Source organism: Nocardia sp. 852002-51101_SCH5132738 (assembly GCF_001665695.1).
Taxonomy (GTDB): Bacteria; Actinomycetota; Actinomycetes; order Mycobacteriales; family Mycobacteriaceae; genus Nocardia; species Nocardia nova.
Genome location: NZ_LZML01000029.1, coordinates 1 through 23,860, shown reverse-complemented (window position 1 = coordinate 23,860; position 23,860 = coordinate 1). Strand labels below are relative to the sequence as shown.

General features: G+C 69.6%; 27 protein-coding genes. 12 read left to right on the top strand and 15 right to left on the bottom strand.

Annotation, left to right across the window (positions count from 1 at the left end; genetic code table 11):
- Positions 1-22: 22 nt before the first annotated feature.
- Positions 23-1,090: an XdhC/CoxI family protein gene (locus tag A5789_RS04510; RefSeq protein ID WP_064906534.1), complete on the bottom strand. Its 1,068-nt coding sequence runs from the start codon at positions 1,088-1,090 to the stop codon at positions 23-25.
- A gap of 148 nt (positions 1,091-1,238) precedes the next feature.
- Here A5789_RS04510 and A5789_RS04505 point away from each other — a divergent pair, with 148 nt between their 5' ends.
- From A5789_RS04505 to A5789_RS04490, 4 genes are read left to right on the top strand one after another with little or no spacing between them, the layout of a single operon-like run.
- Positions 1,239-3,590: a xanthine dehydrogenase family protein molybdopterin-binding subunit gene (locus tag A5789_RS04505; protein ID WP_064906533.1), complete on the top strand. Its 2,352-nt coding sequence runs from the start codon at positions 1,239-1,241 to the stop codon at positions 3,588-3,590.
- Positions 3,587-4,462 carry a xanthine dehydrogenase family protein subunit M gene (locus A5789_RS04500; RefSeq protein ID WP_064906530.1) on the top strand — a complete coding sequence of 292 codons (876 nt, stop codon included), beginning with the start codon at positions 3,587-3,589 and terminating at the stop codon, positions 4,460-4,462. Before A5789_RS04505 ends, A5789_RS04500 begins: the two co-directional genes overlap by 4 nt.
- Positions 4,455-4,997, top strand: a complete 543-nt coding sequence (locus tag A5789_RS04495) for a (2Fe-2S)-binding protein (protein WP_064906527.1) — start codon at positions 4,455-4,457, stop codon at positions 4,995-4,997. The genes A5789_RS04500 and A5789_RS04495 overlap by 8 nt, the downstream gene beginning before the upstream one ends.
- A gap of 17 nt (positions 4,998-5,014) precedes the next feature.
- Positions 5,015-5,695: an SRPBCC family protein gene (locus A5789_RS04490; RefSeq protein ID WP_063014668.1), complete on the top strand. Its 681-nt coding sequence runs from the start codon at positions 5,015-5,017 to the stop codon at positions 5,693-5,695.
- Between the two features lie 10 nt (positions 5,696-5,705).
- Here A5789_RS04490 and A5789_RS04485 read toward each other — a convergent pair whose 3' ends face one another.
- A complete protein-coding gene (locus tag A5789_RS04485) occupies positions 5,706-6,257 on the bottom strand; it encodes an NTP transferase domain-containing protein (RefSeq protein WP_064906526.1) in 552 nt (183 codons plus the stop codon).
- Positions 6,258-6,431: 174 nt separating this feature from the next.
- Here A5789_RS04485 and A5789_RS04480 point away from each other — a divergent pair, with 174 nt between their 5' ends.
- From A5789_RS04480 to A5789_RS04470, 3 genes are all read left to right on the top strand, one after another.
- Entirely contained in the window at positions 6,432-7,067 is a 636-nt protein-coding gene (locus tag A5789_RS04480; RefSeq protein WP_063014672.1) for a TetR/AcrR family transcriptional regulator, read from the top strand.
- 70 nt (positions 7,068-7,137) lie between these two features.
- On the top strand, positions 7,138-7,566 hold the full coding sequence (locus A5789_RS04475) for a GNAT family N-acetyltransferase (RefSeq protein WP_064906544.1): 429 nt from the start codon (positions 7,138-7,140) through the stop codon (positions 7,564-7,566).
- 86 nt (positions 7,567-7,652) lie between these two features.
- Positions 7,653-8,555 carry an SDR family oxidoreductase gene (locus tag A5789_RS04470; RefSeq protein ID WP_064906523.1) on the top strand — a complete coding sequence of 301 codons (903 nt, stop codon included), beginning with the start codon at positions 7,653-7,655 and terminating at the stop codon, positions 8,553-8,555.
- Positions 8,556-8,592: 37 nt separating this feature from the next.
- Here A5789_RS04470 and A5789_RS04465 read toward each other — a convergent pair whose 3' ends face one another.
- The 6 genes from A5789_RS04465 to A5789_RS04440 all read right to left on the bottom strand — a co-directional run bounded on the left by A5789_RS04465 (position 8,593) and on the right by A5789_RS04440 (position 12,992).
- Complete coding sequence (locus tag A5789_RS04465; RefSeq protein WP_146098624.1) at positions 8,593-9,018, bottom strand: hypothetical protein; 426 nt, start codon at positions 9,016-9,018, stop codon at positions 8,593-8,595.
- A gap of 186 nt (positions 9,019-9,204) precedes the next feature.
- Positions 9,205-9,579 (bottom strand): DUF2255 family protein, encoded by a 375-nt coding sequence (locus A5789_RS04460; protein ID WP_064906519.1) that lies wholly within the window; start codon positions 9,577-9,579, stop codon positions 9,205-9,207.
- Between the two features lie 74 nt (positions 9,580-9,653).
- A complete protein-coding gene (mftE, locus tag A5789_RS04455; RefSeq protein WP_063014678.1) occupies positions 9,654-10,337 on the bottom strand; it encodes a mycofactocin biosynthesis peptidyl-dipeptidase MftE in 684 nt (227 codons plus the stop codon).
- Positions 10,324-11,709 (bottom strand): mycofactocin biosynthesis glycosyltransferase MftF, encoded by a 1,386-nt coding sequence (gene mftF, locus A5789_RS04450; protein WP_064906517.1) that lies wholly within the window; start codon positions 11,707-11,709, stop codon positions 10,324-10,326. Before mftF ends, mftE begins: the two co-directional genes overlap by 14 nt.
- 100 nt (positions 11,710-11,809) lie before the next feature.
- Entirely contained in the window at positions 11,810-12,019 is a 210-nt protein-coding gene (locus A5789_RS04445) for a molybdopterin-binding protein (RefSeq protein ID WP_030512908.1), read from the bottom strand.
- A gap of 55 nt (positions 12,020-12,074) precedes the next feature.
- Positions 12,075-12,992 carry a TIGR03620 family F420-dependent LLM class oxidoreductase gene (locus A5789_RS04440; protein ID WP_064906515.1) on the bottom strand — a complete coding sequence of 306 codons (918 nt, stop codon included), beginning with the start codon at positions 12,990-12,992 and terminating at the stop codon, positions 12,075-12,077.
- Positions 12,993-13,416: 424 nt separating this feature from the next.
- On the opposite strand from A5789_RS04440, the gene A5789_RS04435 reads away from it, so the two are divergent.
- Positions 13,417-14,319: a LysR family transcriptional regulator gene (locus A5789_RS04435; RefSeq protein ID WP_064906513.1), complete on the top strand. Its 903-nt coding sequence runs from the start codon at positions 13,417-13,419 to the stop codon at positions 14,317-14,319.
- A gap of 47 nt (positions 14,320-14,366) precedes the next feature.
- On the opposite strand, the gene A5789_RS04430 is transcribed toward A5789_RS04435, so the two are convergent.
- Positions 14,367-15,182, bottom strand: a complete 816-nt coding sequence (locus tag A5789_RS04430) for an acyl-CoA thioesterase domain-containing protein (protein ID WP_064906511.1) — start codon at positions 15,180-15,182, stop codon at positions 14,367-14,369.
- A gap of 207 nt (positions 15,183-15,389) precedes the next feature.
- A complete protein-coding gene (locus tag A5789_RS04425; RefSeq protein WP_064906509.1) occupies positions 15,390-15,791 on the bottom strand; it encodes a hypothetical protein in 402 nt (133 codons plus the stop codon).
- A 514-nt stretch (positions 15,792-16,305) separates the two neighbouring features.
- Between A5789_RS04425 and A5789_RS04420 the strand changes: the two genes are divergently transcribed.
- From A5789_RS04420 to A5789_RS04410, 3 genes are all read left to right on the top strand, one after another.
- The gene (locus A5789_RS04420; protein ID WP_064906507.1) at positions 16,306-17,535 is read left to right on the top strand and encodes a cysteine desulfurase family protein; all 1,230 of its coding nucleotides are present in this window, start codon (positions 16,306-16,308) and stop codon (positions 17,533-17,535) included.
- Positions 17,532-18,644: a tRNA 2-thiouridine(34) synthase MnmA gene (gene mnmA, locus A5789_RS04415; RefSeq protein WP_064906505.1), complete on the top strand. Its 1,113-nt coding sequence runs from the start codon at positions 17,532-17,534 to the stop codon at positions 18,642-18,644. The genes A5789_RS04420 and mnmA overlap by 4 nt, the downstream gene beginning before the upstream one ends.
- Before the next feature lie 137 nt (positions 18,645-18,781).
- Positions 18,782-19,834 carry a methionine synthase gene (locus A5789_RS04410; RefSeq protein ID WP_064906503.1) on the top strand — a complete coding sequence of 351 codons (1,053 nt, stop codon included), beginning with the start codon at positions 18,782-18,784 and terminating at the stop codon, positions 19,832-19,834.
- 24 nt (positions 19,835-19,858) lie between these two features.
- Here A5789_RS04410 and A5789_RS04405 read toward each other — a convergent pair whose 3' ends face one another.
- From A5789_RS04405 to A5789_RS04385, 5 genes are all read right to left on the bottom strand, one after another.
- A complete protein-coding gene (locus tag A5789_RS04405) occupies positions 19,859-20,212 on the bottom strand; it encodes a hypothetical protein (RefSeq protein WP_063014696.1) in 354 nt (117 codons plus the stop codon).
- 68 nt (positions 20,213-20,280) lie between these two features.
- Entirely contained in the window at positions 20,281-21,528 is a 1,248-nt protein-coding gene (locus A5789_RS04400) for an ATP/GTP-binding protein (protein WP_064906542.1), read from the bottom strand.
- 38 nt (positions 21,529-21,566) lie between these two features.
- A complete protein-coding gene (locus tag A5789_RS04395; RefSeq protein ID WP_064906502.1) occupies positions 21,567-21,956 on the bottom strand; it encodes a hypothetical protein in 390 nt (129 codons plus the stop codon).
- Complete coding sequence (locus tag A5789_RS04390) at positions 21,953-22,855, bottom strand: metallophosphoesterase (protein WP_064927121.1); 903 nt, start codon at positions 22,853-22,855, stop codon at positions 21,953-21,955. The genes A5789_RS04395 and A5789_RS04390 overlap by 4 nt, the downstream gene beginning before the upstream one ends.
- Before the next feature lie 44 nt (positions 22,856-22,899).
- On the bottom strand, positions 22,900-23,205 hold the full coding sequence (locus A5789_RS04385; RefSeq protein WP_082857033.1) for a cupredoxin family copper-binding protein: 306 nt from the start codon (positions 23,203-23,205) through the stop codon (positions 22,900-22,902).
- Positions 23,206-23,393: 188 nt separating this feature from the next.
- On the opposite strand from A5789_RS04385, the gene A5789_RS04380 reads away from it, so the two are divergent.
- Positions 23,394-23,860: leucine zipper domain-containing protein (locus A5789_RS04380; RefSeq protein ID WP_155525813.1), on the top strand; the 467-nt coding region annotated here is incomplete at its 3' end.

The window sequence follows — 23,860 nt, the reverse complement described above, 5'->3', positions numbered from 1 at the left end:
TGATTCGGCCATCCGACCGTGGTTACGAGGCGAGTCCGGGGTCGGCGTGGATCGGCCGGTCCGTCGCCGAGAGCGGTTGCCCGGAACCGCCGCGGCGTACCGCCACGATCTCGGCGCCGATCGACACCGCGGTCTCCTCCGGTGTGCGGCCACCGAGTTCCAGTCCGATCGGTGAATGCAGCCGGCGCAGCTGATCATCGCTGATGCCGTTGTCGCGCAGGTGTTTCCGTCGCTCTCGATCCGACCGCCGCGAACCCATCGCCCCCACATAGGCCACCGGCAGTCGCAGCGCTGTCGCGAGGACCGGCACATCGAATTTCGGGTCGTGGGTCAGCACGCAGATCACCGTGCGCGAATCGACGTGCGTACCGGCCAGATACCGATCGGGCCGATCGCGCACCACCTCGTCGGCCTCGGGCAGACGCGCCCGGTCGGCGAAGACCGGGCGCGGTTCGCAGACGGTGACGCGGTAGCCGAGCAGCCGCCCGACCCGGCACAGCGCGGTGGTGAAATCGGTGGCGCCGAAGACGATCATGCGCGGTGGCGGGGCGAAGGACGTCACGAACACGGTGCGTTCACCCTCCGCGCATCCGATGGTGTGGACCGCGCTGGTGGCGGCCTCGAGCATGGCGCGAGCATGTGCGATCACCGCCGGGTCGGCGGGTCCTCCGATCGAGCGATCCGGTCGCACCGCGACGATCGCGCCGGATTTCAGATCGCGGACCAGGGCGACCGGCCGATCCGGATCCAGCGCGACGTCGATCGTCTCGTACTCGGCTGCGGTCACCCGGTGGATGAACACCTCCAGTTCCCCGCCGCAGGTGAGCCCGACCGCGAAGGCGTCGTCGGCGCTGTAGCCGAAGGTGCGCCGGACCGGCTCCCCGGATGCGAGCACCTGCAGGCATTCCTCGTAGACCGCGCCCTCCACGCAGCCGCCGGAGAGGCTGCCCCGCACCTGGCCGGACGCGGAGACCGCCATGGTGGTGCCCAATGTCCTCGGCGCGCTACCGCGTACGCCGATCACGGTGGCCAAGGCGTATGTCGTTGCGGCGGCATGCCAGTGCCGCAGGTGCTCGCCGAGTTCCCGCACGCCGACCTCCGATGAGAATTACATTCTCCTTCTACTGTAGCGACGTACTCACTTTCGGCATATATTGTTAACCGACCGCGAGGTGCCGGTCCTTGTCCGACGGCGAACAAGAGGGGATCAGTCCGATGACCGCGATGCGAGCCGCCCGATGACCTCGACGACAACAACCGCGAGCGCCTCCGTGGTCGGCGCGCGGATCCCGCGCATAGAGGACGCGCGCCTGGTCACCGGCGCGGGAACCTTCGTCGACGATGTGACCCGCCCGGGCGCGGCGCACGCCTGCTTCGTGCGCAGCCCGCTGCCCCGCGCGACCATCGGCACGATCGACGTGTCGGCGGCGCTGGAACTGGACGGGGTACTCGCCGTCTACACCGCCGCGGACCTCAATCCCGGTGCGCACGAGATCTTCTACGACCTGGACATGGTCGGTATGCCGCCGGTGCCGCGCCCGCCGCTGGCCGAGGAGGAGGTCCGATTCGTCGGCGATCCGGTCGCGCTGGTGATCGCCGCCGACCGCTATATCGCCGAAGACGCCGCCGAACTGGTCGTCATCGACTACGAACCGCTGGACCCGGTGGTCGACTACACCACCGCGGAACAGTCGCCCAATCTGGTGCACGCCGGATTCGCCGGCAATTCGGCCGGGGCGATGGGCGGGCGTCCGGCCGCCGACCTGGCACCGCTGTTCGACTCCGCCGCGCATGTGGTGCGCCAGCAGATCTTTCAGCAGGCCTATCTGCCGGTGCCGATGGAAACCCGCGGCATCCTCGCCGAATGGTCGGCGTCGACGGCGGAGATGACGATCTGGATCGCCACCCAGTCGCCGCACGAGGTCCGCGCGTTCTGCGCCCGGCTGCTCGGCATCGACGAACACCAGGTCCGGGTGATCGCGCGCGACACCGGCGGCGGTTTCGGGCTCAAGCAACTGCCGCTGCGCGAGGAGACCTGCGTCATGCTCGCCTCGCGTGCGCTCGGCGCCCCGGTGAAGTGGATCGAGGACCGTCAGGAGAATCTGATGGCCTCGGGCCTGGCACGGCACGAGAACGCCGATGTGGCAATGGCATTCGACGCCGACGGCCGGATCGTCGCGGCTTCCATCGACCATGTGCAGAACGTCGGCGCCTACCCGACACCCTCGCCGATCACCGGTGGTGTGGTCGTGGGCATTCTCTTCCCCGGCCCTTACCGCATCACCGACGCCTCGTTCAGTTCGAAGTTTCTCTACTCCAACACCGTCGGGCGGGTCGCCTATCGGGGGCCGTGGCAGCTCGAATCCGTGGCGCGCGAGGTGCTGCTCGACCACGCGGCCCGGCAGATCGGCATCGACCCGATCGAGCTGCGCCGCCGGAACATGCTGCGCCGCGACGAATTACCGTGGGCCAATCCCAACGGCATGTCCTACGACAACATCTCGCCGATGGAGACGCTCGAGCAGGCGGTCCAGAAACTGGACTACGACGCCTTCCGCGCCGAACAGCGCGCCGCTCGCGCGCAGGGCCGCTACCTCGGCGTCGGCACCTGCACGTATGTGGAACCGACCACCGGCGCGAGCCCGTTCCTCAGCACCGAGGGCGCCACCATCCGCATCGAACCGAGCGGCAAGGTCAACGTCTACGTGGCGGGGGGTTCGGCCGGTAACAGCTTGGAGACCACCGTCGTTCAGCTCGCGGCCGACGCGCTCGGGGTCACGCTGTCGGATGTGCGGACCATTCAGGGCGATACCGCGGTGACGCCGTTCGGCGGCGGCACCGGGGGCAGCCGGTCCGGATCGATGACCGCGGGTGCGATCGGGCAGACCGCGGCCGTGTTGCGCGAGCGGATCGTCGCGATCGCCGCCCACCGCCTGGGCGTCGCGCCGGAGGAGATCGAGTTCGCCGACAGTCGCGCGAGCGTGCGCGGAGCTCCCGACAAGGGGCTGACGCTGGCCGAGATCGCCGATATCGCCTATTTTCAGGCCGACAGTCTGCCGCCCGGAGTACCGCCGGGGCTCGAGGCCAACGGCCGGCACAAGACCTCGCAGATGGCGATCTGGGCCAACGCCACCCACATCTGCACCTGCGAGGTCGACATCGAGACCGGAGCGGTGACGCTGCTGCGCTACATCGTCAGCGAGGACGTCGGCCCGATGATCAACCCCAATGTGGTGGAGGGCCAGATCTACGGCGGCACGGTGCAAGGCATCGGCGGCGCGCTCTACGAACATCTCGCCTACGACGAGAGCGGAAATCCGGTCGCGACGACCTTCCTGGACTATCTGCTGCCGACCGCGATGGAGGTTCCGGATATCGAGGTCGGCCACGTCGAGACGCCGAGTCCGGGGCCGGGCAGCTTCAAGGGCGTCGGCGAGGGCGGGGCGATCGGCGCGGCGCCGGCCGTGCTCAACGCCGTCGCGGATGCGTTGTCGCCGTTCGGGATCGAGCTTCGGGAGCTGCCGCTCGCACCCGCACGGATCGTGGAGATGGTGGAGCGGGCACGTGCCGCCGGGAAGGAATCGGCATGAAACCGGCCGCCTTCGACTATCACGCCCCCGGCTCGGCCGAGGAGGCGGTGACGCTGCTGGCCGAACTCGGTGACGAGGCCAAGGTCATCGCCGGCGGCCAGAGCCTGGTGCCGATGCTGGCATTGCGGCTGGCGGTCTTCGACCATCTCGTCGACCTGCGGCGAGTCGACGACCTGCGCGGTATCGAGGCCGGGGCCTCGACTGTGCGGATCGGTGCGGGGACAACCCACGCGGCGGTCGGCGCGTCCGCGGAGGTCCGCCGGGCGGTTCCACTGCTGCACCGGGCGACACCGCTGATCGGGCACTTTCAGATCCGCAACCGCGGAACCATCGGCGGCTCCATCGCCCATGCCGACGCCGCGGCCGAATATCCGGTGGTGGCCCTGACCCTGGACGCCGAGATCGAGGCGTTGTCACCGCGCGGACGGCGCACCCTCGCGGCCGCGGACTTCTTCACCGGCATGTGGACCACCGCGCTCGAACCCGACGAACTGGTCACCGCGATCACCTTCCCGGTCCGGTCCGGGCGCAGCGGCTTCGCGATCGAGGAATTCACCAGGCGCAGCGGCGATTTCGCCATGGCCGGGGCTGCGATAGCGGTCCGGCTGGACGGGGACTCCCGCGTCGACCGCTGCGCGATCGGACTGTTCGGCCTCGCGCCGACCCCGGTGCGGGCGCATCGGGCCGAGGCCACACTGCTGGGCCGGCCCGCCGATGCGGTGGCCGCCGAGGAGGTCGGCGCCGCGGCGACCGCGGACCTGACCGCGATCTCGTCGGATGTGCACGGTTCGGCCGAATACCGCCGCCGGCTCGGTGCGGCGATGGTGGCGCGGGCGTGGGGCCGCGCGATAGAGGAGGCGAGCAATGACTGAGGTCGATATCGAGGTGCGTATCAACGGCTTCCGCCGCCGCGACGGCGTTGCGCCCCGGCTGACGCTGGCCGATTATCTGCGCGACCGCTGCGGGCTGACCGGCACCCACCTCGGCTGTGAACACGGCGTGTGCGGCGCCTGCACGGTCCTGCTCGACGGCGCCGCGGTCCGCTCCTGCCTGATCTTCGCGGTCCAGGCCGACGGCGCCGAGATCACCACCGTCGAGGGCATCGCGGGACCCGACGGGAAATTGTCGGCGGTGCAGGAGGCCTTCCGCGCCGAACACGGATTGCAGTGCGGCTTCTGCACTCCCGGCTTCATCGTGTCCGCGACCGCCTTCCTGCGGGAGAATCCCGACCCCACCGACACCGAGATTCGCGAGGCGATCTCGGGAAATCTGTGCCGCTGCACCGGATATCAGGGCATCGTGCGCGCGGTCCGTGCCGCCGCCGATGCGCGCGAGGCCGGTGCCGAATCGTCCACCGGCGACGAGGCGGCGGCCGATATCGCCGCACCCGCCGCGCGGCGGGCCTGATCCGACCGAGGACCTTCATGAAACTCGACAACACGTTCACCATCCCCGTTCCGGCCGCGCAGGCCTGGCCGGTACTGCTCGACCTCGAACGCATCGCACCGTGTGTGCCCGGCGCGACCATCACCTCGCGCGAGGGCGACGATTTCCACGGCCGGATCAAGGTCAAACTCGGCCCGGTGGGGTTGAGCTACAACGGGATCATCAAGGTCGTCTCGCAGGACGAACAGGCCGGGGTCGCGGTGCTCGAGGGCCGCGGCCGTGAAGCGCGCGGCAACGGCACGGCGAAGGCGACCATCACCTGCCGATTGGTCGAGAACGACGGCAGCACAGACGTTTTCGTCGATACCGATCTGGCGATCACCGGTAAGCCCGCCCAGTTCGGCCGGGGTGCGCTGGCCGATGTCGCGGGAACGCTGATCGGGCAGTTCGCCACCAATCTCGCCGACGAGATCACCGCCTCGGCACAGCCGGCGGCCGAACCGCTGCGCGCCGTCACGGAGTCGCCGGATACGGGCGCGGCCACTGTCACCGCGCCACGGCAGCGCAGCGTCGCCGCCGCGCCGCGGACCCCGGCGGAGCCGCTGGATCTGCTCGCGGCCGCGGGGTCCGGAAATCTGGTGCGCTACGGCGGATTCGCGGCGGCGCTGCTGATCGTGGTGCTGGTGGCCGCGCTCCGGCGGCGAGCACGACAGGGCTGACCGGGCCGCGTCAGCGCTCGAGGTCGCCGGGTTCGTCGATATCGCGGCCGGTGGCCAGATCACCGCATTCCACGGTCTGCGCGGGGACAGTGCGCAGATAGGCGGCGGCGCCGCGGTCACCGGACAGGGTCGGCAGCAGGTCGGCCCAGTGCCGGCGGGCGATCACCACGGGATGGCCGGGGCGTCCGGCGAAACTCGCGCGCGCGATACCGGACGGGTCGGTCGTCGCTCGCTCGATCACCCGGGCGACGACATCCGCGCCGACATCGGGCGTATCCACCACGTGCAGGGCGGCGTAGGCACCGTCGAGGCGCTGCGCCGCACCGATTCCCGTGCGCACCGACGCGCTCATTCCCTCGGCCCACTCCTGCGCCACCACCGTGGTGGTCGCGGGAACGGGTGGGACCTCGGCGGCGCCGAGCACCACCACGACCTCCGCGCAGCCGCCGTCGCGCAGTGCGTTCACCGCGGTGGTCAGCCAGTCGCCGACCGTGGCCTTGGGACGGCCGAATCGCCGTCCCGCCCCGGCGGCGAGGACGACTCCGACGACTCGATCCGACATGGTTGGCCTCTCGGTGGGGAAACTGCTGTGGCGCCAATGTAATAGCGGAAACGCCGGTCCTTTGTGGACTCGGCCAATTCGCCGTCGCAAGCCGCCGAACAGGCGAAATATCGTTCCCGGGCATCCTAGGATGAGCAACCGACCAACAGGCGCGAGATCAGGTAGGAGTGCGTGATGCCGTCCAAGGCGGTCGGTCAGCGTCGACGCCCGACGCAGGAGCGTGCGAAGGAAACCCGCCAGCACATCCTCGACACCGCGGCGCGGCTGTTCGGCGAGCGCGGGATCGAGAACACCTCGACCAACCGGATCGCCGCCGAGGCCGGTCTCAGCATCGGCACCGTCTACCGGTACTTCTCCGACCGCACGGTCATCGTCGAGGAATTGCTGGAACGACTGCTGGTGAACATCGAACGCCGCTTCACCGAACGGCTCGATCGCGCGGACCGCTCGGTCGAGGATATGACCGCCGACATCCTCGCCGCCATCTGCGACGAACTGGTCGACAACGCGAAACTGGTTCGCGCCCTGGCCGCCGGAGTGCAGTTCTACAACAGCGGCATCCCCGAATTCGAACCCCGCCTGCGCCTGCTGGTGAAGGTCCTGCTGATCCAGATCCTCGGCCCCAGCGACGACCACGAACTCGACGTCATGGCCTTCGTCCTGGTGAACACCGGTTTCTCCGCGGTCCTGCGCGCCTCCGCCCTCGAGGTCGACCCCGAGGAACGCCGCGAAGCCATCGTCATGACCGCCCGCATGATCGGCGCCTGGAGCACCGCGGAAATCGAACGCCGCGCAGCGAATTCGGCCTGAGCGCTCCCTCGCGGCCACTGTCGTTCGACGAGGTGCTGAGCGCGTGCCGGTCCGGGAATACCGTGCCCGGATGACGATGATTCGAGCCGGTCGCGATCTCGCGGCGGATATCCGGGTGCGGTCGCTGTTGTCGGCGGCCGTGGGTGGCGGCCGGGCCCGCCTCGACGCGGTCCTGCGCCGATATCGCGACGATCCGGCGACCGGTCTGCTGGCGGTGTTTCTGGCGGACGAACCGATCGGCGTGGCCGGATACGAGCGGTGCGCGGACCGGATCGTCCTGCTCCATATCGCGACATCGCTGCGCGGGCGCGGGGTCGGCCGGCGGTTGGTGGCGCGAATCCGCGCGGACGATCCCGCGCTGCCGATCGTCGCCGAAACGGACCGCTCGGCGCTCGCCTTCTACGCGGCGCTCGGATTCACCACGACCTCGCTGGGCGAGAAGTATCCGGGCGTCGAGCGATTCCTGGTTCGCCTGGCAGTAGGTGATGACAGCGGCTGACATCGAGGTGAAGCGTGATGGCAGTCGCTGACATCGGCGGCCGCCGTGCGAGAGGCGCGGCGTATTCCTCGCGGGAAGGTCTTTCCATGCGCGTATTCATCACCGGGGCGTCGGGACATGTGGGGTCCGCGGTCGTGCCCGAACTGCTGTCAGCGGGACACGAAGTGATCGGACTGGCACGATCGGATGCCTCGGCCGCGGCGTTGGAGGCCGCGGGAGCGCAGGTGCAGCGCGGAAATCTGGACGAGCCGGAGGCGCTGGCCGAGGCGGCGGCCGCGGCCGACGGCGTGATCCACCTGGCGTTCAAACACGAGAACATGATCGCCGGAGACTTCCTCGGTGCGGCGGATGCCGACCTCCGGGTCGTCCGGGCGTTCGGTGAGGCCCTGGCGGGGTCGGGTAAGCCGCTGGTCGGTACGTCCGGAACGGGTCTGCTCGCGGCTCTGGGACGAACCGGCACGGAGGCCGACTCGCTGCCGGCCGGGCCGCGCATCGACTCCGAGAACGAAGTGATCGGATTCGCCGAGCGCGGAATCCGATCCAGCGTGGTACGGCTGCCACCGACCGTGCACAGCACCCTCGACCGCCAGGGTTTCGTCCCCATCCTGATCGCCACCGCCCGCGAGAAGGGCGTGTCCGCCTACGTCGGCGAGGGCGCCAACCGCTGGCCCGCCGGCCACACCCTCGACGCGGCGAACCTGTACCGCCTGGCTCTCGAATCCGCCCCCGCCGGCACCCGTCTGCACGCCGTGGGCGACGAAGGCATCCCGCTGCGCCGCATCGCCGAGGTGATCGGCCGCCACCTCGACGTCCCCGTCGTGAGCATCGCCGCCGAGGATGCCCCCGCTCACTTCGGTTTCCTCGCCCCCATGGTCCAGCTGGACAACCCCACAACGGCCGAGGCGACCACGTCCCTGCTCGGATGGAAACCCTTGCACCCCAACCTCATCGAGGATCTGGAGGAGGCCCACTACTTCACCGGGCGATAACCCGGAAGCACCGGCGGCCCACACGAGCCGCCGGCGCTCACCGCATGCGCCGCTCACACTCCTCGAACGGTGTGCCGGCATTGAAGCAGTCGGCCAAACCGCTTTGGATGTCACCACTGGTCGGCGGCTCGCCGCAGAGAATTCCGCAGCGCTGATAGCCGGGGACGGCGGAACCGTCAGGGAAGTGGCAGCCGTTGTCGTCGCAGGTATAGCCCCGGGTATTGGGGTCGTGGTTGAGGGGTCCTCGCGAGTAGGACCACACGTAGGCGTCCGTGCCTTCGACCTGGGTGCAATAGACGGTGCGGCCGTTCGCGAGGTGGGCGCTGCCACCGTGGTCGTCACAGTAGGCATTGAGCTCGACCTCGGGGCCCGGAGCTGCGGTCGGCGACCCGGATCCGCTGCCGGGTGCAGGGACAGCGCCGGCCGGCGCGACCATCAGAATGGTCGCGGCCGCGGCGCTCACGAATCCGACGGCACATCGTCCTGTGCTCCGGAAACGCTTCGATCGGATCATCGGCCCCACCCTTCGGTCCCTGTCTACGACAGGTCCGGACGATACCTATTCGCACCGACAGCTGTCGACGGCGCCCGGACGACCCCGTATCGATGCCGGTGAGGACGACGTCGACCGCGACTGCCCATCCCCGTACTACCCGACAGGGTCCATGCGCAGGGTGGTGTTCTCGGCGGCGGGGGCCAGCATGGGTTCGAGGGCGGTGGGCTGGTCGCGGTACTTCGACTCGTAGGCCTTGCGGACGCGGTCGTTGATGTAGGAGTCGGTGACCGGGTGCAGGGTCACGTCGGTTTCCACGCCGTGGGCGCGGATCCGTGCGCCGCGGGTGTGCATGGCGTGGCGGTACCAGCCGCCGGATCGGCCGTAGGCGGAGCGGATGTAGAGATCGTTGTCGACGCGTACCACCCAGATGGTGGTCCAATCCCGCAGTGCGCCACTCTCGTAATAGCTGGTGATCTGCAGTTCCTCGGACGATTCGATCCGATCGAGCTGAGCGGCGGTCCAGGCCATGTCGTTACCTCCATCGATCGCGATGCAGTGGTTCGCCCAGGCTAGGCCGATTCCCGGCGGCGATGGGGCCTGCCTCAGCGCGGTTCGGGGAATCTTTCGGCGACCGCGGCGATCAATGCGCCGGCCCAGCGGTCGAGGATCCGCGCGCCCTCGGCGGCGTCGGCGGTGGTGGGATCGCCGAGTATTCCGTTGGCGCTCACCGCTTTCACCCCGCCGGACCGCAGCCGCGGCATCAACTCGCGCAGCGGCCGGGTGGCGCCGGGTTCGGCGCGGTGCATCGTCACCCGCGCCGGGGTCAGGTGGAGCATGACCGAGGTTTCCCCATGACCGGCATGAGTGTCGTCGGCCGGACCGGTCGGCGACCACACCAGCGTCGATCGGCCCTCCGCGGTGAGCAGGCGTTGGGCGGCCCGCAGTGGCTCGAGGTTTCCGCCGTGCCCGTTCACCAGGATCACGCCCGCGAATTCGTCTGCCGAGCGCACCAATTCGACGATCAGCAGTTCCAGGGCGCGGTGCCCGATCGACAATGTCCCCGGGAATCCGGCGTGTTCACCACTCGAGCCGTACGGAATCTCCGGCGCCGCAACGATATCCGGACGCGTGGCGACCAGGCGGCGGCACAGTTCCACCGCCACGGTGGTGTCGGTGCCCAGCGGCAGATGCGGTCCGTGTTGTTCGGTCGCGCCGAGCGGGATCGCCAGCAGCGGCGCGCGGTCGGCCTCGGCGAGGTCCGCCGAGGTCAGATCAGCCAGTCGCATCACTGTCTCCGTCGGTTCGATACAGCAGCGGCACCACCGGCTCGGCGGTCCGCGTCCGCAGACAGCCGGCCCACACTCCCGTCCCGTAGGCGAGATCGTCGGCGATGCGCAACAGTCCGGCCCGCGGATCCCGCCCGGCCGCCACCGCGCGGGCCACCACCGGCAGGTAGGCCGCGAGCAGCAACCGGCGGCCGCGGCGGCTGAACAACGCTGCCGGCCACCAGATTCGGCGCAGCGCATCCGCGAGCTGACGCACCGCGGACACTTCGGCCTCACCGACCACCGTCGCGGCCATCGACGCCGGCAGCCCGACGGTACGCAGCCGCCGCAGCTGCCGCACCGGTTCGACGGCCGTCACGATGCCGAGCCAGGGGCGGCCCAGCGCGATCGTGGCCCAGCGGAACGCGGTGCTGCGAGGCAGGCGCGCGCAATACAGGTGTCCCGGATGTCGCCGCGCCAGGACAGCGGCCGAGGTGCCGTAGTCGTAGCGCTGCCGCAGCCATGCCCGCAGCGTGGTGCGCGGCTCGTGCCGGACCACCGAATCGGGTTGATACCGAACGACTTTCCCGTCACTCACGAGCCGCCAGACCAGATCGACATCCTCGCCGTAGCGCAGGCTTTCGTCGAATCCGCCCGCTCGTTCCCACGCCGACCGTCGCACGACCAGCGCCGCGGTCGGGACGTAGGAGATGCGCCCGCCCGGCCGCACCACCGCCGGTTCGCCACCCATATCCAGACTCGACCGGTGGGCCTCGTAGCTGCCGAGCACACCGTGCTCGAAGGTCCGCACCCGAGGAGCCACGGCCGCGACCGCGGGATCGTCGAACAGCGGCAGGAGCGGGTCGAGCCAGCCCGGATCGGGCACGATATCCGAATCGAGAAAGGCGATCAGCTCGGTGGCGACCGCGCGGCATCCGCTGTTGCGGGCTGCCGCCGGGCCGCGCGCGGACGCGTGCCGGACGATCGTCACGGTCGGTGTTGCGTGCGTGCGGTCCCCGTCCTCGGCGACACCATCGGTGATCGGCTCGGCCGAACCGTCGTCGACCACGATGCGGGCGCTCACGTCACCGGTCGCGGCGAGCAGCCGGGTGAGTCCAGGGAGGTTGTCCTTGACCGGGATCACGACCGTGACATCGGCCGTGGTGTGGCGGCCCTGCCCGACTGCCGGGTGCGCGACGCCCGCCGCCAGCATCCGCTGCGCCAGCGCCTGCGCGCTCGCATCACTGCCGACCGGCTCGCCCGCGAACCAGGCCCGTACTCGGCGGGCGCCGGCGGGGGAGAGGCGCAGCATTCGTAGCGGACTGCCGCCCAGCAGTACTCGTCCGTCGGGCGAGAACCGCAACCGCGCGTCCGGACGCAGCGTGACGGTCACAACGGCACAACCTCCATTGCACGACCCGGCCGGCACCGGCCGCGTCCGGGAACGAACCAGACCAGGCTACGTGTGCCACCGGAGGACGTGGCCGGTGGATCTATTCGATGCCGAGTGTCACCTCGGTCGATTTGATCAGCACCTTGACCGTCGAGCCCTCGGTGAGGCCGAGATCGTCCACGGCATCGCGGGTGATCGACGAGGTGATCTCGTCCCCGCCGGTGAGGCGGACCCGCACGACTGCCATGGCCTCACCGCGAGTGACCGAGACGACGGTGCCGTCGAGTTGATTTCGGGTGCTCAGGCGCATGCGGCGACCATACGCCCGCGACCTGCTGCGGCGAGGGAGGGCGGAGTCGGCGCGTTCAGCCGATCTCGCCGAGGGCCGGCGCGATCGACACCAACTGCTCGATACCGGAGCCGAATTCGGTGCCGATCGGTGGCAGCAGCACCACATGGTCCGCCCCGGCGTCCAGATGGGAGCGGATCGTGGCCGCGATGGATTCCGCGCGGCCGTGGGCGACGAGTGCGTCCACGACCCTGTCACCGAGTTCGTCGATTTCGATTGCCGGATAGCCCAATTCGACGAGTGTGGCGCGAAACGACGGCCGGGCGGCCCACGTTCGCACCACCTCGCGGGCGGTCGCGCGGGCTCGCCCGCGATCATCGTCCACGACCACCGATTGGCCCACCACCAGCAGTTTTCCGGGGCCGAGCGCGTCCCGGGCGCGCGCGGTATGTTCCGCGGGCAGGCCGGCCGGCAGGGCGCCGTCGGCGATATCGGCAGCGAGGGCGAGCATCTTCGGACCGTTCGCGGCGAGAATGCGGGGATAGGACGTCTCGGGCGCGGGTGGCCAGGTTTGTGCGTCCATCCCCGCCACGTAGTCCCGCATGGTCGTCAGTGGGCTGCCGAATTCGCGGCCGACGCTGTCGGCTTGCTGCGGATACCCCACACCCAGGCCGAGCACGAATCGCCCCGGATATGCCTGGGCGAGGTAGGCGGCGGCGCCGTGCGCGGTCTGCGGTGCCCGAGCCCAGATGTTGGCCACGCAGGTTCCGGCCGTCATCCGTTCGGTGGCGGCGAGCAGAACGGCCAGGTGCGCGAAGGCGTCCTTGCCGATCACCTCGTTGGTCCATACCGCCCGGACGCCGGCCTCTTCCAACCGGCGGCCCGCGCTGCGTTGCTCCTGTGCCGAGGGCGTCCGGGTGAACGACACCGGGAGGGTGACGCCGACCGGTCCCAGCGCGCTGCGTGCGGCTTCCACGACGGTGTTGCTTGTCATCGATTGTCCCTCCTGGGATGTACGGAGATTCGTTGAAATGGGTTGTGCTGGTGAGGAATACGTAGGTCTCGACGAGTGTCTCGGGGTCGGCGGCCGGTAGTGCCAACCGGTGTCGCGAACCGGCGGCTGGTGGTGCAACCGGTGCCGCGGACCGGCGGCCGGTAGCGAAAACCGGTGCCGCGGACCAGCGGCCGGTAGTGCAACCGGTGCCGTTGACCTGACGGCGCGAGAGCAGTGTCGTGAGGCGTCGGCGCGGGGTGGGTCCCGCTCCTGTCGACGCCGCCGCCGGATCTCCGCCGCCAACTCACTCTCGCACCGGCGACGGGCGCGCTGCCAATGAATCTTTCGTCTGACGCAATACATTTTCCGTATCGCCCCAGGTAGGTGCAGCTGAGCACTCGGGCCCCCCGGCTAAGCTGGCGTCATGCCCGAGACGTCGCCCGTGGACCTCGATCTACGGCTGGTGCACTGTTTCACCGTGGTCGCCGATCATCGGCACTTCGGTCGCGCGGCCGAGTCGCTACACGTCACGCAGCCGTCGCTGAGTCGCCAGATCCACCGGCTGGAACAGCAACTCGGCGCTCGCCTCCTGGACCGCACTCCGCAGGGAAGCCGCCTCACCGAGGCCGGTGAGGTGTTCCTGCCGCAGGCCCATGCGCTGCTCCGGGCGGCGGCCGCGGCGGTCGCCAAGACCCGCGCCGTCGCCCAGCCGGGGCGCCTCGCGGTCGGCTATACCAGCGGGCTGATCGTCACCCCCGCCGTCCGGGAACTGCGCCGCCGCCACCCCGATGCCGAGGTGCGCGCCCAGCACGTGCCCTGGAACGACGTCCCCGCCGCGCTGCTCGAACATCGCGTGGACGCGCTGGTCACCCGGCTGCCCTTCCCCACCGAGCGGCTGCACGTCACCGTCCTCTACGACGAACCGCGGGTGGTGATCCTGCCGACCTCCCATCGGCTCGCGGGCAAGGAATCGGTCACCCTCGCCGATATCGCCGACGAACCGTTGCCCCGGCTCCGCGATTCCGATCCGGCCTGGAATGCCTACTGGCGCATCGACCCTCGCCCCGACGGACGCTCCGCCCCCGACGGCCCGATCATCGACGCGATGGAGGACAAACTCGAGATCATCGCCGCCGGCGAGGCCGTCGCCATCGCCGCCGGCTTCCGAATTCACACTCTCCGCCCAGACCTCACCGCCGTCCCCCTCACCGACGTCGACCCGGCCCACGTAGTCCTGGCCACCCGCGCCGACGACCGCAGCCGCCTCGTCGCCGCCCTCCGCAAAACCGCGCAAACCGTCCTCACCGGCCCCACCCCGGAGAGCTGATCACGCCGGGATGCCGGTCGAGCGGCGCCGACGAGAAACGGTCGCTCTCAGTCGGCGCCGGGGACGAGGCGTACGGCGCGGCGGGCGTTCGCGATGGCGGAGACGGTGGTGGTGCCGAGGGCGCCGTCGCGATCGAACATCACCGCGGTGCCGACGGCGAGGCCGTGATGTTCGACGCGTTCGGTGAGGGCGAGGCCGATTTCCCTCTCGGCCGGCAGCCGGGTGATCGCCATCGTCACATCGGGATTGATGTATTCCAAGCCCGCGCTGCCGAGATTGGACACCATATTCGTGACGTCGGCGACCGAGGCCGCGAACTGGAACGGGGTCGGCTCCTCGCCCTCGACCACCGGAATTGCGAAGTGCCAGATGCGTTTTCGGGGGCTGCCGAGGAAGGCGTCGGACCACTCGCCCCAGCCCTCGGATTCGGCGTGGTAGAGCCGTTCCGGGTCGCGGGTAGCGCGCATGCCCGGATCGGGCGCGGTCGGGGTGGTGCCACCGGACCACACCTGCCCGGGCGGGGCCTCGCTCGCTCGCAGGAACAGCGCACTCGCGCGAGCCGCCGGTTCGCCGTCCTGGCTCAGCACCGCGTCGACCAGGCAGAGGCGGGGACCTTCACGGACGATCGTCGCGGAGGTCACCGAGGGGCGCATCCGGACCGCGCGGAACAGATCGAGCGTCCACCGCACCGGCTGCAGATCCGGACGGCCCAGGGCCTCGACCGTCCGCTCGACCTCTCGCGCCAGCGCAGCGCTGACGGCCGGCCCGCGCATCTGGTCCGCACCCCAGCCGCTGCCCGCGCGGGGTTCGGGGTGCAGTTCCTCGGTCTCCTCGTGCTTGACGCGGAAGAACGCACTGTCCATGGCGCCGAACTCCTTCCTCACCGGCCGACGGCCGGGCACCCACGATCATCAACCGCCCGGAATCGACGATCACTTCCGGGGGTAGGCGAAGCCGGGCCGGCAACCGAGGAGATCAGGGCGCCGGGACCCGGCCGGGGTGGACGAGACAACGCTCTTCGGGCCCGAATACGTTGTGACAGAAGGTATTTCGCAGATCGGTGAGACTAATCACAACCAGGCCAGCAATCGATGCCACAGGCTGCGGCGCACGTGCGCTTCGGCGGTCATGGGCTGTGCTCGCGAGGGCGCGGGCGGAGCGGGCTCGCCGACCGAGGCGGCCGGATCCAAGACGGCCGGGGACTCGGCGCCGCCGTAGGGTCGGGGCGGCGCCGCGCCGGCTTCGGTCATCGGCGCCGGTTCCGCGCACGGAGCCTGTGACCAGGCGAGATGAGGTGGGGGATGGGGGCCGTCCGGCGGCATGAAATGGGTGAGGCGCGGCAGTTGCACGGTTGGGTCGTCCAGGTCCCGGCGCAGTTGGTTGCAGAACTGCTCGACCGAGCCGTAGCGATCGACGATCTCCTCGACCAGCAGAGCCGCCGACGGAGTTGTCGTGATCAGTTTGCCGCTCACCGTTCTCCTCACCTCACAGCCCGGACTCGATCTGCCGCATACCGGGCTCAACCGTCATATGTCTGCGAATAACCCCCAGCACATCCACGGCGAGTCGGGGAAATATCGGAATCGCTCCCGCTCGAGCGCTGTCCGCGCCGCGCCGTGGTGATCGTTCTGCGAGGCAGCCTAGTCAGAAACGCGGTTATCCGCAAACTTTCCGCGAGCTGGTCGCCGGCCCGAAACAACCTGGTGTCCAGTCGTTTTCGAATGGTAGTGTTCGTTCGGTGGAAATTCGGGGGATTCGTGGTGAGTAAGCTTTCCGGCTTCAGCAAATATCGAGCACATGCTTGGTTCGGTGCTGCCGGATTTGTCCGCCGGAATATCGGGGACGCCGAAAAATCTCCGGCGGCCATCGGGAATATCGGGGGAGGGCAGCCGGGTTGCCGATGGGGGTGAAGCGTAGGTGGTACGCGGAAGGCGGAAGGATACCCCCAAGGTGTGCAGGTCAACGGTGGGATAGGCTGGATCGGTCATGATGTCGGCTTTCCCGGGTCCGGTCGCAGCGGCGCCCAAGACGGTCTACCTCGATCACGCGGCCACGACACCCATGTTCCCGGCCGCCGTCGAGGCGATGACGGCTGTGCTCGGCACGGTCGGTAACGCGTCGTCCCTGCACGGCTCCGGCCGCACCGCGCGGCGATTGCTGGAGGAGGCGCGCGAATCCGTCGCGGCCGATCTCGGGGCGCGGCCCTCGGAGGTGATCTTCACCTCGGGCGGTACGGAAAGTGACAATCTCGCGGTCAAGGGCATCTACTGGGCTCGTCGCGACGCCGATCCGCGCCGCACCCGCATCCTGGTGAGCTCGGTCGAACACCATGCGGTGCTCGACGCGGTGGACTGGTTGCAGCAGCACGAGGGCGCCCAGGTCACCCTGCTCGACGTCGACTCCGAGGGCATCGTCTCGCCGGGGGCGCTGCGCGAAGCGCTGTCGGCGCACGCCGACGATACCGCCCTGGTCAGCGTGATGTGGGCCAACAACGAGGTCGGCACGATCGAGCCGATCGTCGAATTGGCTTCCGTCGCTCAGGAATTCGACGTTCCGATGCACAGCGACGCGGTGCAGGCGGCCGCCCAGCTGCCCATCGATTTCGCAACGAGTGGCCTGGCCGCGGCCAGTTTCGCCGGGCACAAGGTCGGCGGTCCGCACGGATGCGGGGTCCTGCTGCTGGGCCGGCAGGTCGGCTGCGTGCCGCTGCTGCACGGCGGCGGCCACGAGCGCGATCTGCGATCGGGCACCTCCGATGTGCCGGGCGCGGTGGGAATCGCCGCGGCGCTGCGGGAGACCGTGCGGGAAATGCCCGCGCGCACAGCGGAATTGATCGAGCTGCGCGATCGCCTGATCGCCGGCGTGCGCGACGCGATGCCCGGGCCCGTCCTCAACGGCGCTACCGGTGAGCGGCGCCTGCCCGGAAACGTCCACTTCACCTTCCCCGGTTGCGAGGGCGATTCCCTGCTGATGCTGCTCGACGCCGCGGGGATCGAGTGCTCGACCGGATCGGCGTGCAACGCCGGGGTGGCCGCGCCGAGCCATGTACTGCTCGCGATGGGGGTCGAACCGCGTCAGGCGCGCGGTTCCCTGCGGTTCTCGCTCGGTCACACCACGACCGCGGCCGAGATCGACAGAGTGCTGGAAGTTCTGCCCTCCGTGGTGGAGCGGGCCGAAGCGGCCGGACTGGCCGGTGCGAAAGGAGGTACGCGATGAGAGTGCTGGCAGCGATGAGCGGCGGCGTCGATTCCGCCGTGGCCGCCGCGCGTGCGGTCGACGCCGGCCACGAGGTGGTCGGAGTGCATCTGGCCCTGTCGGCCACCCCCGGAACACTGCGCACCGGATCGCGCGGATGCTGTTCCAAGGAGGACGCCGGCGATGCGCGCCGCGCCGCCGACGTGCTCGGAATTCCGTTCTACGTCTGGGATTTCGCCGACCGCTTCAAAGAGGACGTGATCGACGACTTCGTCGCCGCCTACGCGGCCGGCGAGACGCCGAATCCGTGCCTGCGCTGTAACGAGAAGATCAAGTTCTCGGCCCTGGCCGACCGCGCCGCCGCGCTCGGATTCGACGCCGTGGTGACCGGTCACTACGCGCAGCTGTCCGACGGTGTGCTGCGCCGCGCCGTCGACGCCGACAAGGATCAGTCCTATGTGCTGGCCGTGCTCACCGCCGACCAGCTGTCGCGGGCGATGTTCCCGGTGGGTGACACCCCGAAGCCGCGCATCCGCGAAGAGGCCGCCGAGCGCGGTCTCGCCGTCGCGAACAAGCCCGACTCCCACGACATCTGCTTCATCCCCTCCGGCGACACCCGCGCGTTCCTCGGCGCCTCGATCGGTGTGCGTCCCGGCGCCATCGTCGACAGCGACGGCCGCAAACTGGCCGACCACGAAGGCGTGCACGGATTCACGATCGGCCAGCGCAAGGGGCTCGGGCTGCCCGGCCCCGCCGCGGACGGCCGCCCCCGCTACGTCACCGAGATCGACCCGGACTCCGGCACCGTCCACGTCGGGCCCGCCGAAGATCTGGACGTCTGGACGGTGCGGGCGGACCGGGCCGTGTGGACCTCCGGTGAGGTGCCGTCCGGGCCGTTCGACTGTGTCGTCCAGGTGCGTGCGCACGGCGGCATCGCCCCGGCCGTCGTGGAGGCGGTCGACGGCGGTCTGATCGCGCGGCTGCGCGAGCCCCTGACCGGCGTGGCGCGCGGGCAGGCGGTAGTGGCCTATCTGCCGGATCCGTTGGGAGACCGGGTGATCGGCAGCGGCACCATCAGCGGTACCGGACGTGAGCGCGCCGGGGAGCTGGTCGCGGATTCCGCGCGGTGAGCGCGGACGTCGTCCGGGTCGGGGGACACTTCGGGGAGTACGGCCGGCTCCGCGTCCACGCTCGGATACGGTTGCGCCGTGCGTGACCACGTCATGCGGCCGCCGACGTTCGGCGCGGTGATCGAGATGGGTGACATATGACGAGCGAGAACCGATCCGACGCGCGGCCGAGCCTGCGGGGAGGTATCGCCACGGGTGTCGGTTCCTGGCCGGGCACCGACCCCCGCGAGGCCGCCGCCACCATTGTGGGGGAGCTGCCCGAACTCGCCCATCTACCCGAATTGCCCGGGCGCGGTGCGGGTTCCGATATGGTCGGGCGGGCCTCGGCGTTGCTGGTCGACATGCAGTTCGACACCACCACCCGCGGATACCGCTTGAGCCCCCGCCCCGGAGCGACCGCGCGCCGCGCGCACGATCTGCTTCGCACCGATCTCGACGCGCTCGAAGAAGCCTGGGAGACAGCGGGTCTCACCGGTGCCGGCCGCACCCTCAAGGTGCAGTCGGTCGGACCGCTGACGCTCGCCGCGCAGGTCGAACTGGCGAACGGTCATCGCGTGCTCACCGACTCCGGTGCGGTGCGCGACCTGTCGGAATCATTGGCCGAGGGGCTGTCCGATCATGCCGCCGAGGTGGCCAAACGGCTGGGCGCCGATGTCGTCGTGCAACTGGACGAACCGTCGCTGGGGGCGGTGCTGGAGGGAAGTCTGCGCGGCGCCAGCGTGCTGAACACCGTGCGCCCGGTTCCCGAGCCGGAGGCGCTGCACATCCTCGACACGGTCGTCACCGCCCAGTCCGTCCCGGTGCTGATCCACAGCTGCGCCGATGCGCCGCCACTGTCGTTTCTGCGCGGAAGTTCCGCTGCCGCAGTAGGTTTCGATATGGCGGCCATCGCCACCGGCAACCTCGACGCCGTCGGTGAACTACTGGACGCGGGCAAATATCTCGCGCTGGGGCTGGTCCCCACCACGGCACCGGCCACCCCGCCCACCTGGCGGCAGCTCGCCGAACCGGGCGTGCGCCTCGTCGACCGCCTCGGCTTCCCGCGGCGCACCCTCACCGACCGCATCCTGGTCACCCCCGCGTGTGGCCTGGCCGCCGCCCCCTTGGCGTGGGCCCGCCGTGCGCTGGGCCTGTCGTCCGACGTGGCCCGCGCCTACGCCGACGACCCGGATTCGCTCACCTTCGAATAGGGCGCGGCGGGGGCTGCGCCGGGATCACAATCCTGTGGACGGCCCCGGGTCGGGATGGCCGATCTGCCAGTGCTGAGGCTTACCCGGTGGATAGACGACGGGGAGGTCTTCACCGGGGAACGGCCACTGGTTGACGTCCCAGGCGAAGCGCCCGTACACGGTCTCGGCCGCAACACTCGGCCCCGAGATCGTGCCGGTGATCGTCACGAACTGCTCGCCCTGCGCGGCCGGGCGCGGGCTCACGCCGGTGATCCGCAGCGTCCCGGCCTCCTGCGCGCCGCGCTGGAAACCACCGAAACGACCCCGGCCGCGAAAGTTCATCAGCAGCGCGATCAGTGCGCCGGCGATCAACACGATGAACACGATCTGCAGCAGCATGCCTCCATGCTAGGCGGACAAACGGGACAGCCTCGATGTGCCGCCGTCACCGGGGCGCCAAGGCGATATCAGCCGACGCTGAGCTCGCTGGTGCCGGCGGCGGTGCGGCGGACCTGCCACACCCGGGTGCGCCGAGACTGTGAGCGCCCGTTGCCGCGGTCGATGAGCGTGCGGTTGCGGGTGGTGAAGATCAGCTGCGCGCCCCGGGAGTTGGTCTCCGGATTCTGGAACAGCTGGATCAGCCGGTCGGCGGTGTCCCCGGTGAGGTGGGTGTCGACATCGTCGACCGCCAGCACCCGGCCGGTGTCGAGCGCGTCGAGCACGGTCGGCAGCAGGCGCAGCAGGGCCAGTGTGGCGGTGGATTCGTCGGCGATGTCGAAGGCGGCGTCGATGCCCTCGTGGACCACGCCGAGCCCGACCCCGCGGCGGGCGACCATGCGCGCGTAGAGGGTGTCGCGGGCCGCGCGCAGATTGCTCAGTTCCCGCTCGAGGGCGACGGGTTCCACGCCGAGGGTTTCGCGCACCCGCAGGGCGTGCGCGGGCGAGGCGGCGCAGGCATCCAATTCCTTTGCCATCCCGGCGATTTCGCCGTCGATATCGCGCAGGTAGTCGGCGTACATCGGATCGTTCTCGGCCAGGAGCAGATCCTCGATGCCCAGTTCGGCCGAGCGCAGCAGCATCAGCAGCCGCGCGGCGTTGTCGGCGGAGCGCGAGATGTGCCCGCCGAGGCGCTCGGCGATGCTGTGCGGGTCGGCGGGCCCGCGCTGGACGTCGAGCTGCGCGGAGAACCAGCGATAGGCGGGCACCAGCGCCTCGGCGTACATCTGCCCGGTCAGGCTGAGCAGCAGCGCATTCGGCCGCACCAGCGGCACCAGTGCGGTGATGCCGAAGCGCACCGGTTCGAACATCGGCCCGATCCGGATCTGCTCGCCCTCCCGTTCGAAGATGACGCGTTTGCGGTTGTGCGGATGCGTATGCAGCCATTCGGCGGTGACATCGGCGTTGTCGAGGCGGAACCCATAGGTGTAGGGGGTGCCCTCGGCGACGAAGGTGGCGACGAATTCCGAAGGCCGGTCGGCGAATCCGAGATGCGGCGTGCGCACCGGCCCGGCGTAGGGATCCCAGCCGGTCACCGAATGCAGGACCGCGTCGCGCATGTGGGCCAGTGCGTCGACGAGACCGGATTTCCCGCTCGCCGCCGCGCCGTGGACGGCGGTGACGGGAGCGGGCAGCGCACCGGCCCGGCTCGACACCAGGCGGAGTTCCTGTGGTTCGGCCAGGGAACGGTGATTGGTCACCTGAAAACTACGCAGCACCCGAGCCATCCTGCCGTCCGCCGGGCGGCGCCGCGACATCAGGTGCGAAGTTCGCGCCGGTACAGCGAGACCAGACAGACCACGAGGGTGACGATCTCGGCGACGATCGCGACCATCGCCTGCGGTGCCGGCTGCCAACCGGTTTCGGTGAATCCGAACAGGCCGCTCGTTCGCGACAGCACGAAGCCGGCCAGGGAGGCGGCGCTGAGCACCGCCGCCGCCGCGCGCAGGCTCCAGGGGCCGACGAGAACCAGTGCGGCCAGCGCGAAGGCGGCGGCGGCCTGGATGGCGAACGACGGGCCCACGTAGCCGATGTAGCGATAGCCCCGGCCGTAGAGCTGGGTGTGCACGACACCGGTCGTGACGAGTCCGGCGCTGATCGCCAGGCGCGCCGGGAACCGCGACCGTGCGGTAGATAGCGTGTTCATCGCAGTGTCTGCTCCTTGATCGCGAGCATCTGCCGGCCCTGCTGGTAGCTCACTTCCCGGATCCCCAGGGCGTCGTGGAGCTTTCCGGCCGGCAACGTCACCGGTTTGGGCGCGGGCCCGTCGCCGGGATGCGGCAGGGGATAGGCGGTGGTCGTCCCGCTGAAGAAGGTGATGTTTCCCTCGGTCTTGGTGAAGAGTTGATGCACATGGCCGTTGAGGCAGGTGACCGAGGAGAACCGCCGCAGCAGGCTCAGTACTTGCGCGGCATCGTCTGTGCCCCAACCCCATTGGGGATACATCGCGAACAGCGGGATATGGCTGAAGACGATGATCGGGGTGTCGGCGGACAATCCCGCCACGTCGGCGCGGACGAAGTCGATCTGATCCTGTCCGAGATGGCCCAGATTCTGCGCGTTGAGCGTATTGACCAACCCGATGACGTGCACTCCCGCGATGTCGAAGCTGTACCACCCGTCACCGCGGGTGCCCTTGCCGAACACCGAGCGGTAGCGCTGTCCGCCGTCGTCGGTCGAATCGTGTTCGCCGGGCACGGTGAAGATGTGCGGTGTGGACAATCCGGACATCATCTGGCGGACCTGATCGAATTGCGCGGGTGTGGCGAGGTGTGTCAGGTCACCGGTGTGAATGACGAAATCCGGTGTGTATCCGAGGGTATTGACCTGATCGATCGCCTCGGTGAAGGTGTCGGTGACATTCGCGTTGGCGGTGCCCTGGAATCCGATGTGGCTGTCGCTGATCTGCGCGAATCGCAGGGTGGGGCGTTCGGCAGTGGCCGGGACCGCGCCCGCCACATGGGAGATGACCTCGCCGCCGACCGCGGTCAGGCCGACGGCCGCGCCGAACCAGGCGCTGTGGCGTAGCAGCTGGCGCCGGGTCATGGCGTGCGGATCGCGCGGATCGGTGTGCCGTGGGAATTGTTCGGTCACGGGGTCACCACCACTGTCGCGTGCATGAAGGGATGGATCGAGCAGAAGTAGGCAAAGGTGCCCGGCTGGGCGAAGGTGAAGCTGAATGTGGCCCCCGTGCCCATTCCCGGGGAGTGGAACGAGCCGTCGCGCGCCACCACCGTATGCGGTTCCTCGTCGCGATTGGTCCAGGTCACGGTGGTGCCGGCCCTCACGGTCACGGTCTGCGGGCCGAAGGCGAAATTGTCGATGGCGACGGCGTTCGGTCCGGCCACGGCGGCCGGCGTGCGAGGCACATTCGACATTCCGGGCATATTCGGCATCGGTTCCGGGCCGCCCGGGGTCATACCCAGACCGGGGTCCTCGGAACGGACGGTGGGAGCGGGTGGGCTAGCTGTTGTGGGTCGTGACGTTGGTGACGCGGGGTATGGGGTGAGTTGATGGGGGCGGTTCTTTCGGCGGCAGGATGGAAAACGCCAATCCTCCGTCCGCTCGACCCGAAAGAACCGCCGTGTCTCACCGTAATGCCCCGCTGACCGTCGAGGGTCGCCACCGGCTCGTCCTGCGCTGCCAGTCCCGTCCGATCGCGCACGTCGCCGCGGAAATGGGAATCTCACGTCAGTGTGCGTCGAAGTGGGTCAGCAGATTTCGCCGGTACGGCGAAGTAGGGCTACTCGACCGGTCCAGCGTCCCGCACCGGTCACCGGCCGCCAAGTCGGTGGCTGTTGTGAACCGGATCGAGGTGTTGCGGCGGACCCGCAAGTGGTCCGCTCGCCGGATCGCCGTCGAGTTGACGGCCGAGGGCACGGCCGTGTCTGTGCGGACCGTGGGCCGGCATCTGGCGCGGCTCGGGCTGAACCGGCGCCGGTTCCTGGACCCGGCCGGTGAGCCGAATCGGGCACCGCGCCGGATCGCCGCTCGCCGGCCCGGGCACATGGTGCACGTCGATATCAAAAAGGTCGGCCACATCCCCGATGG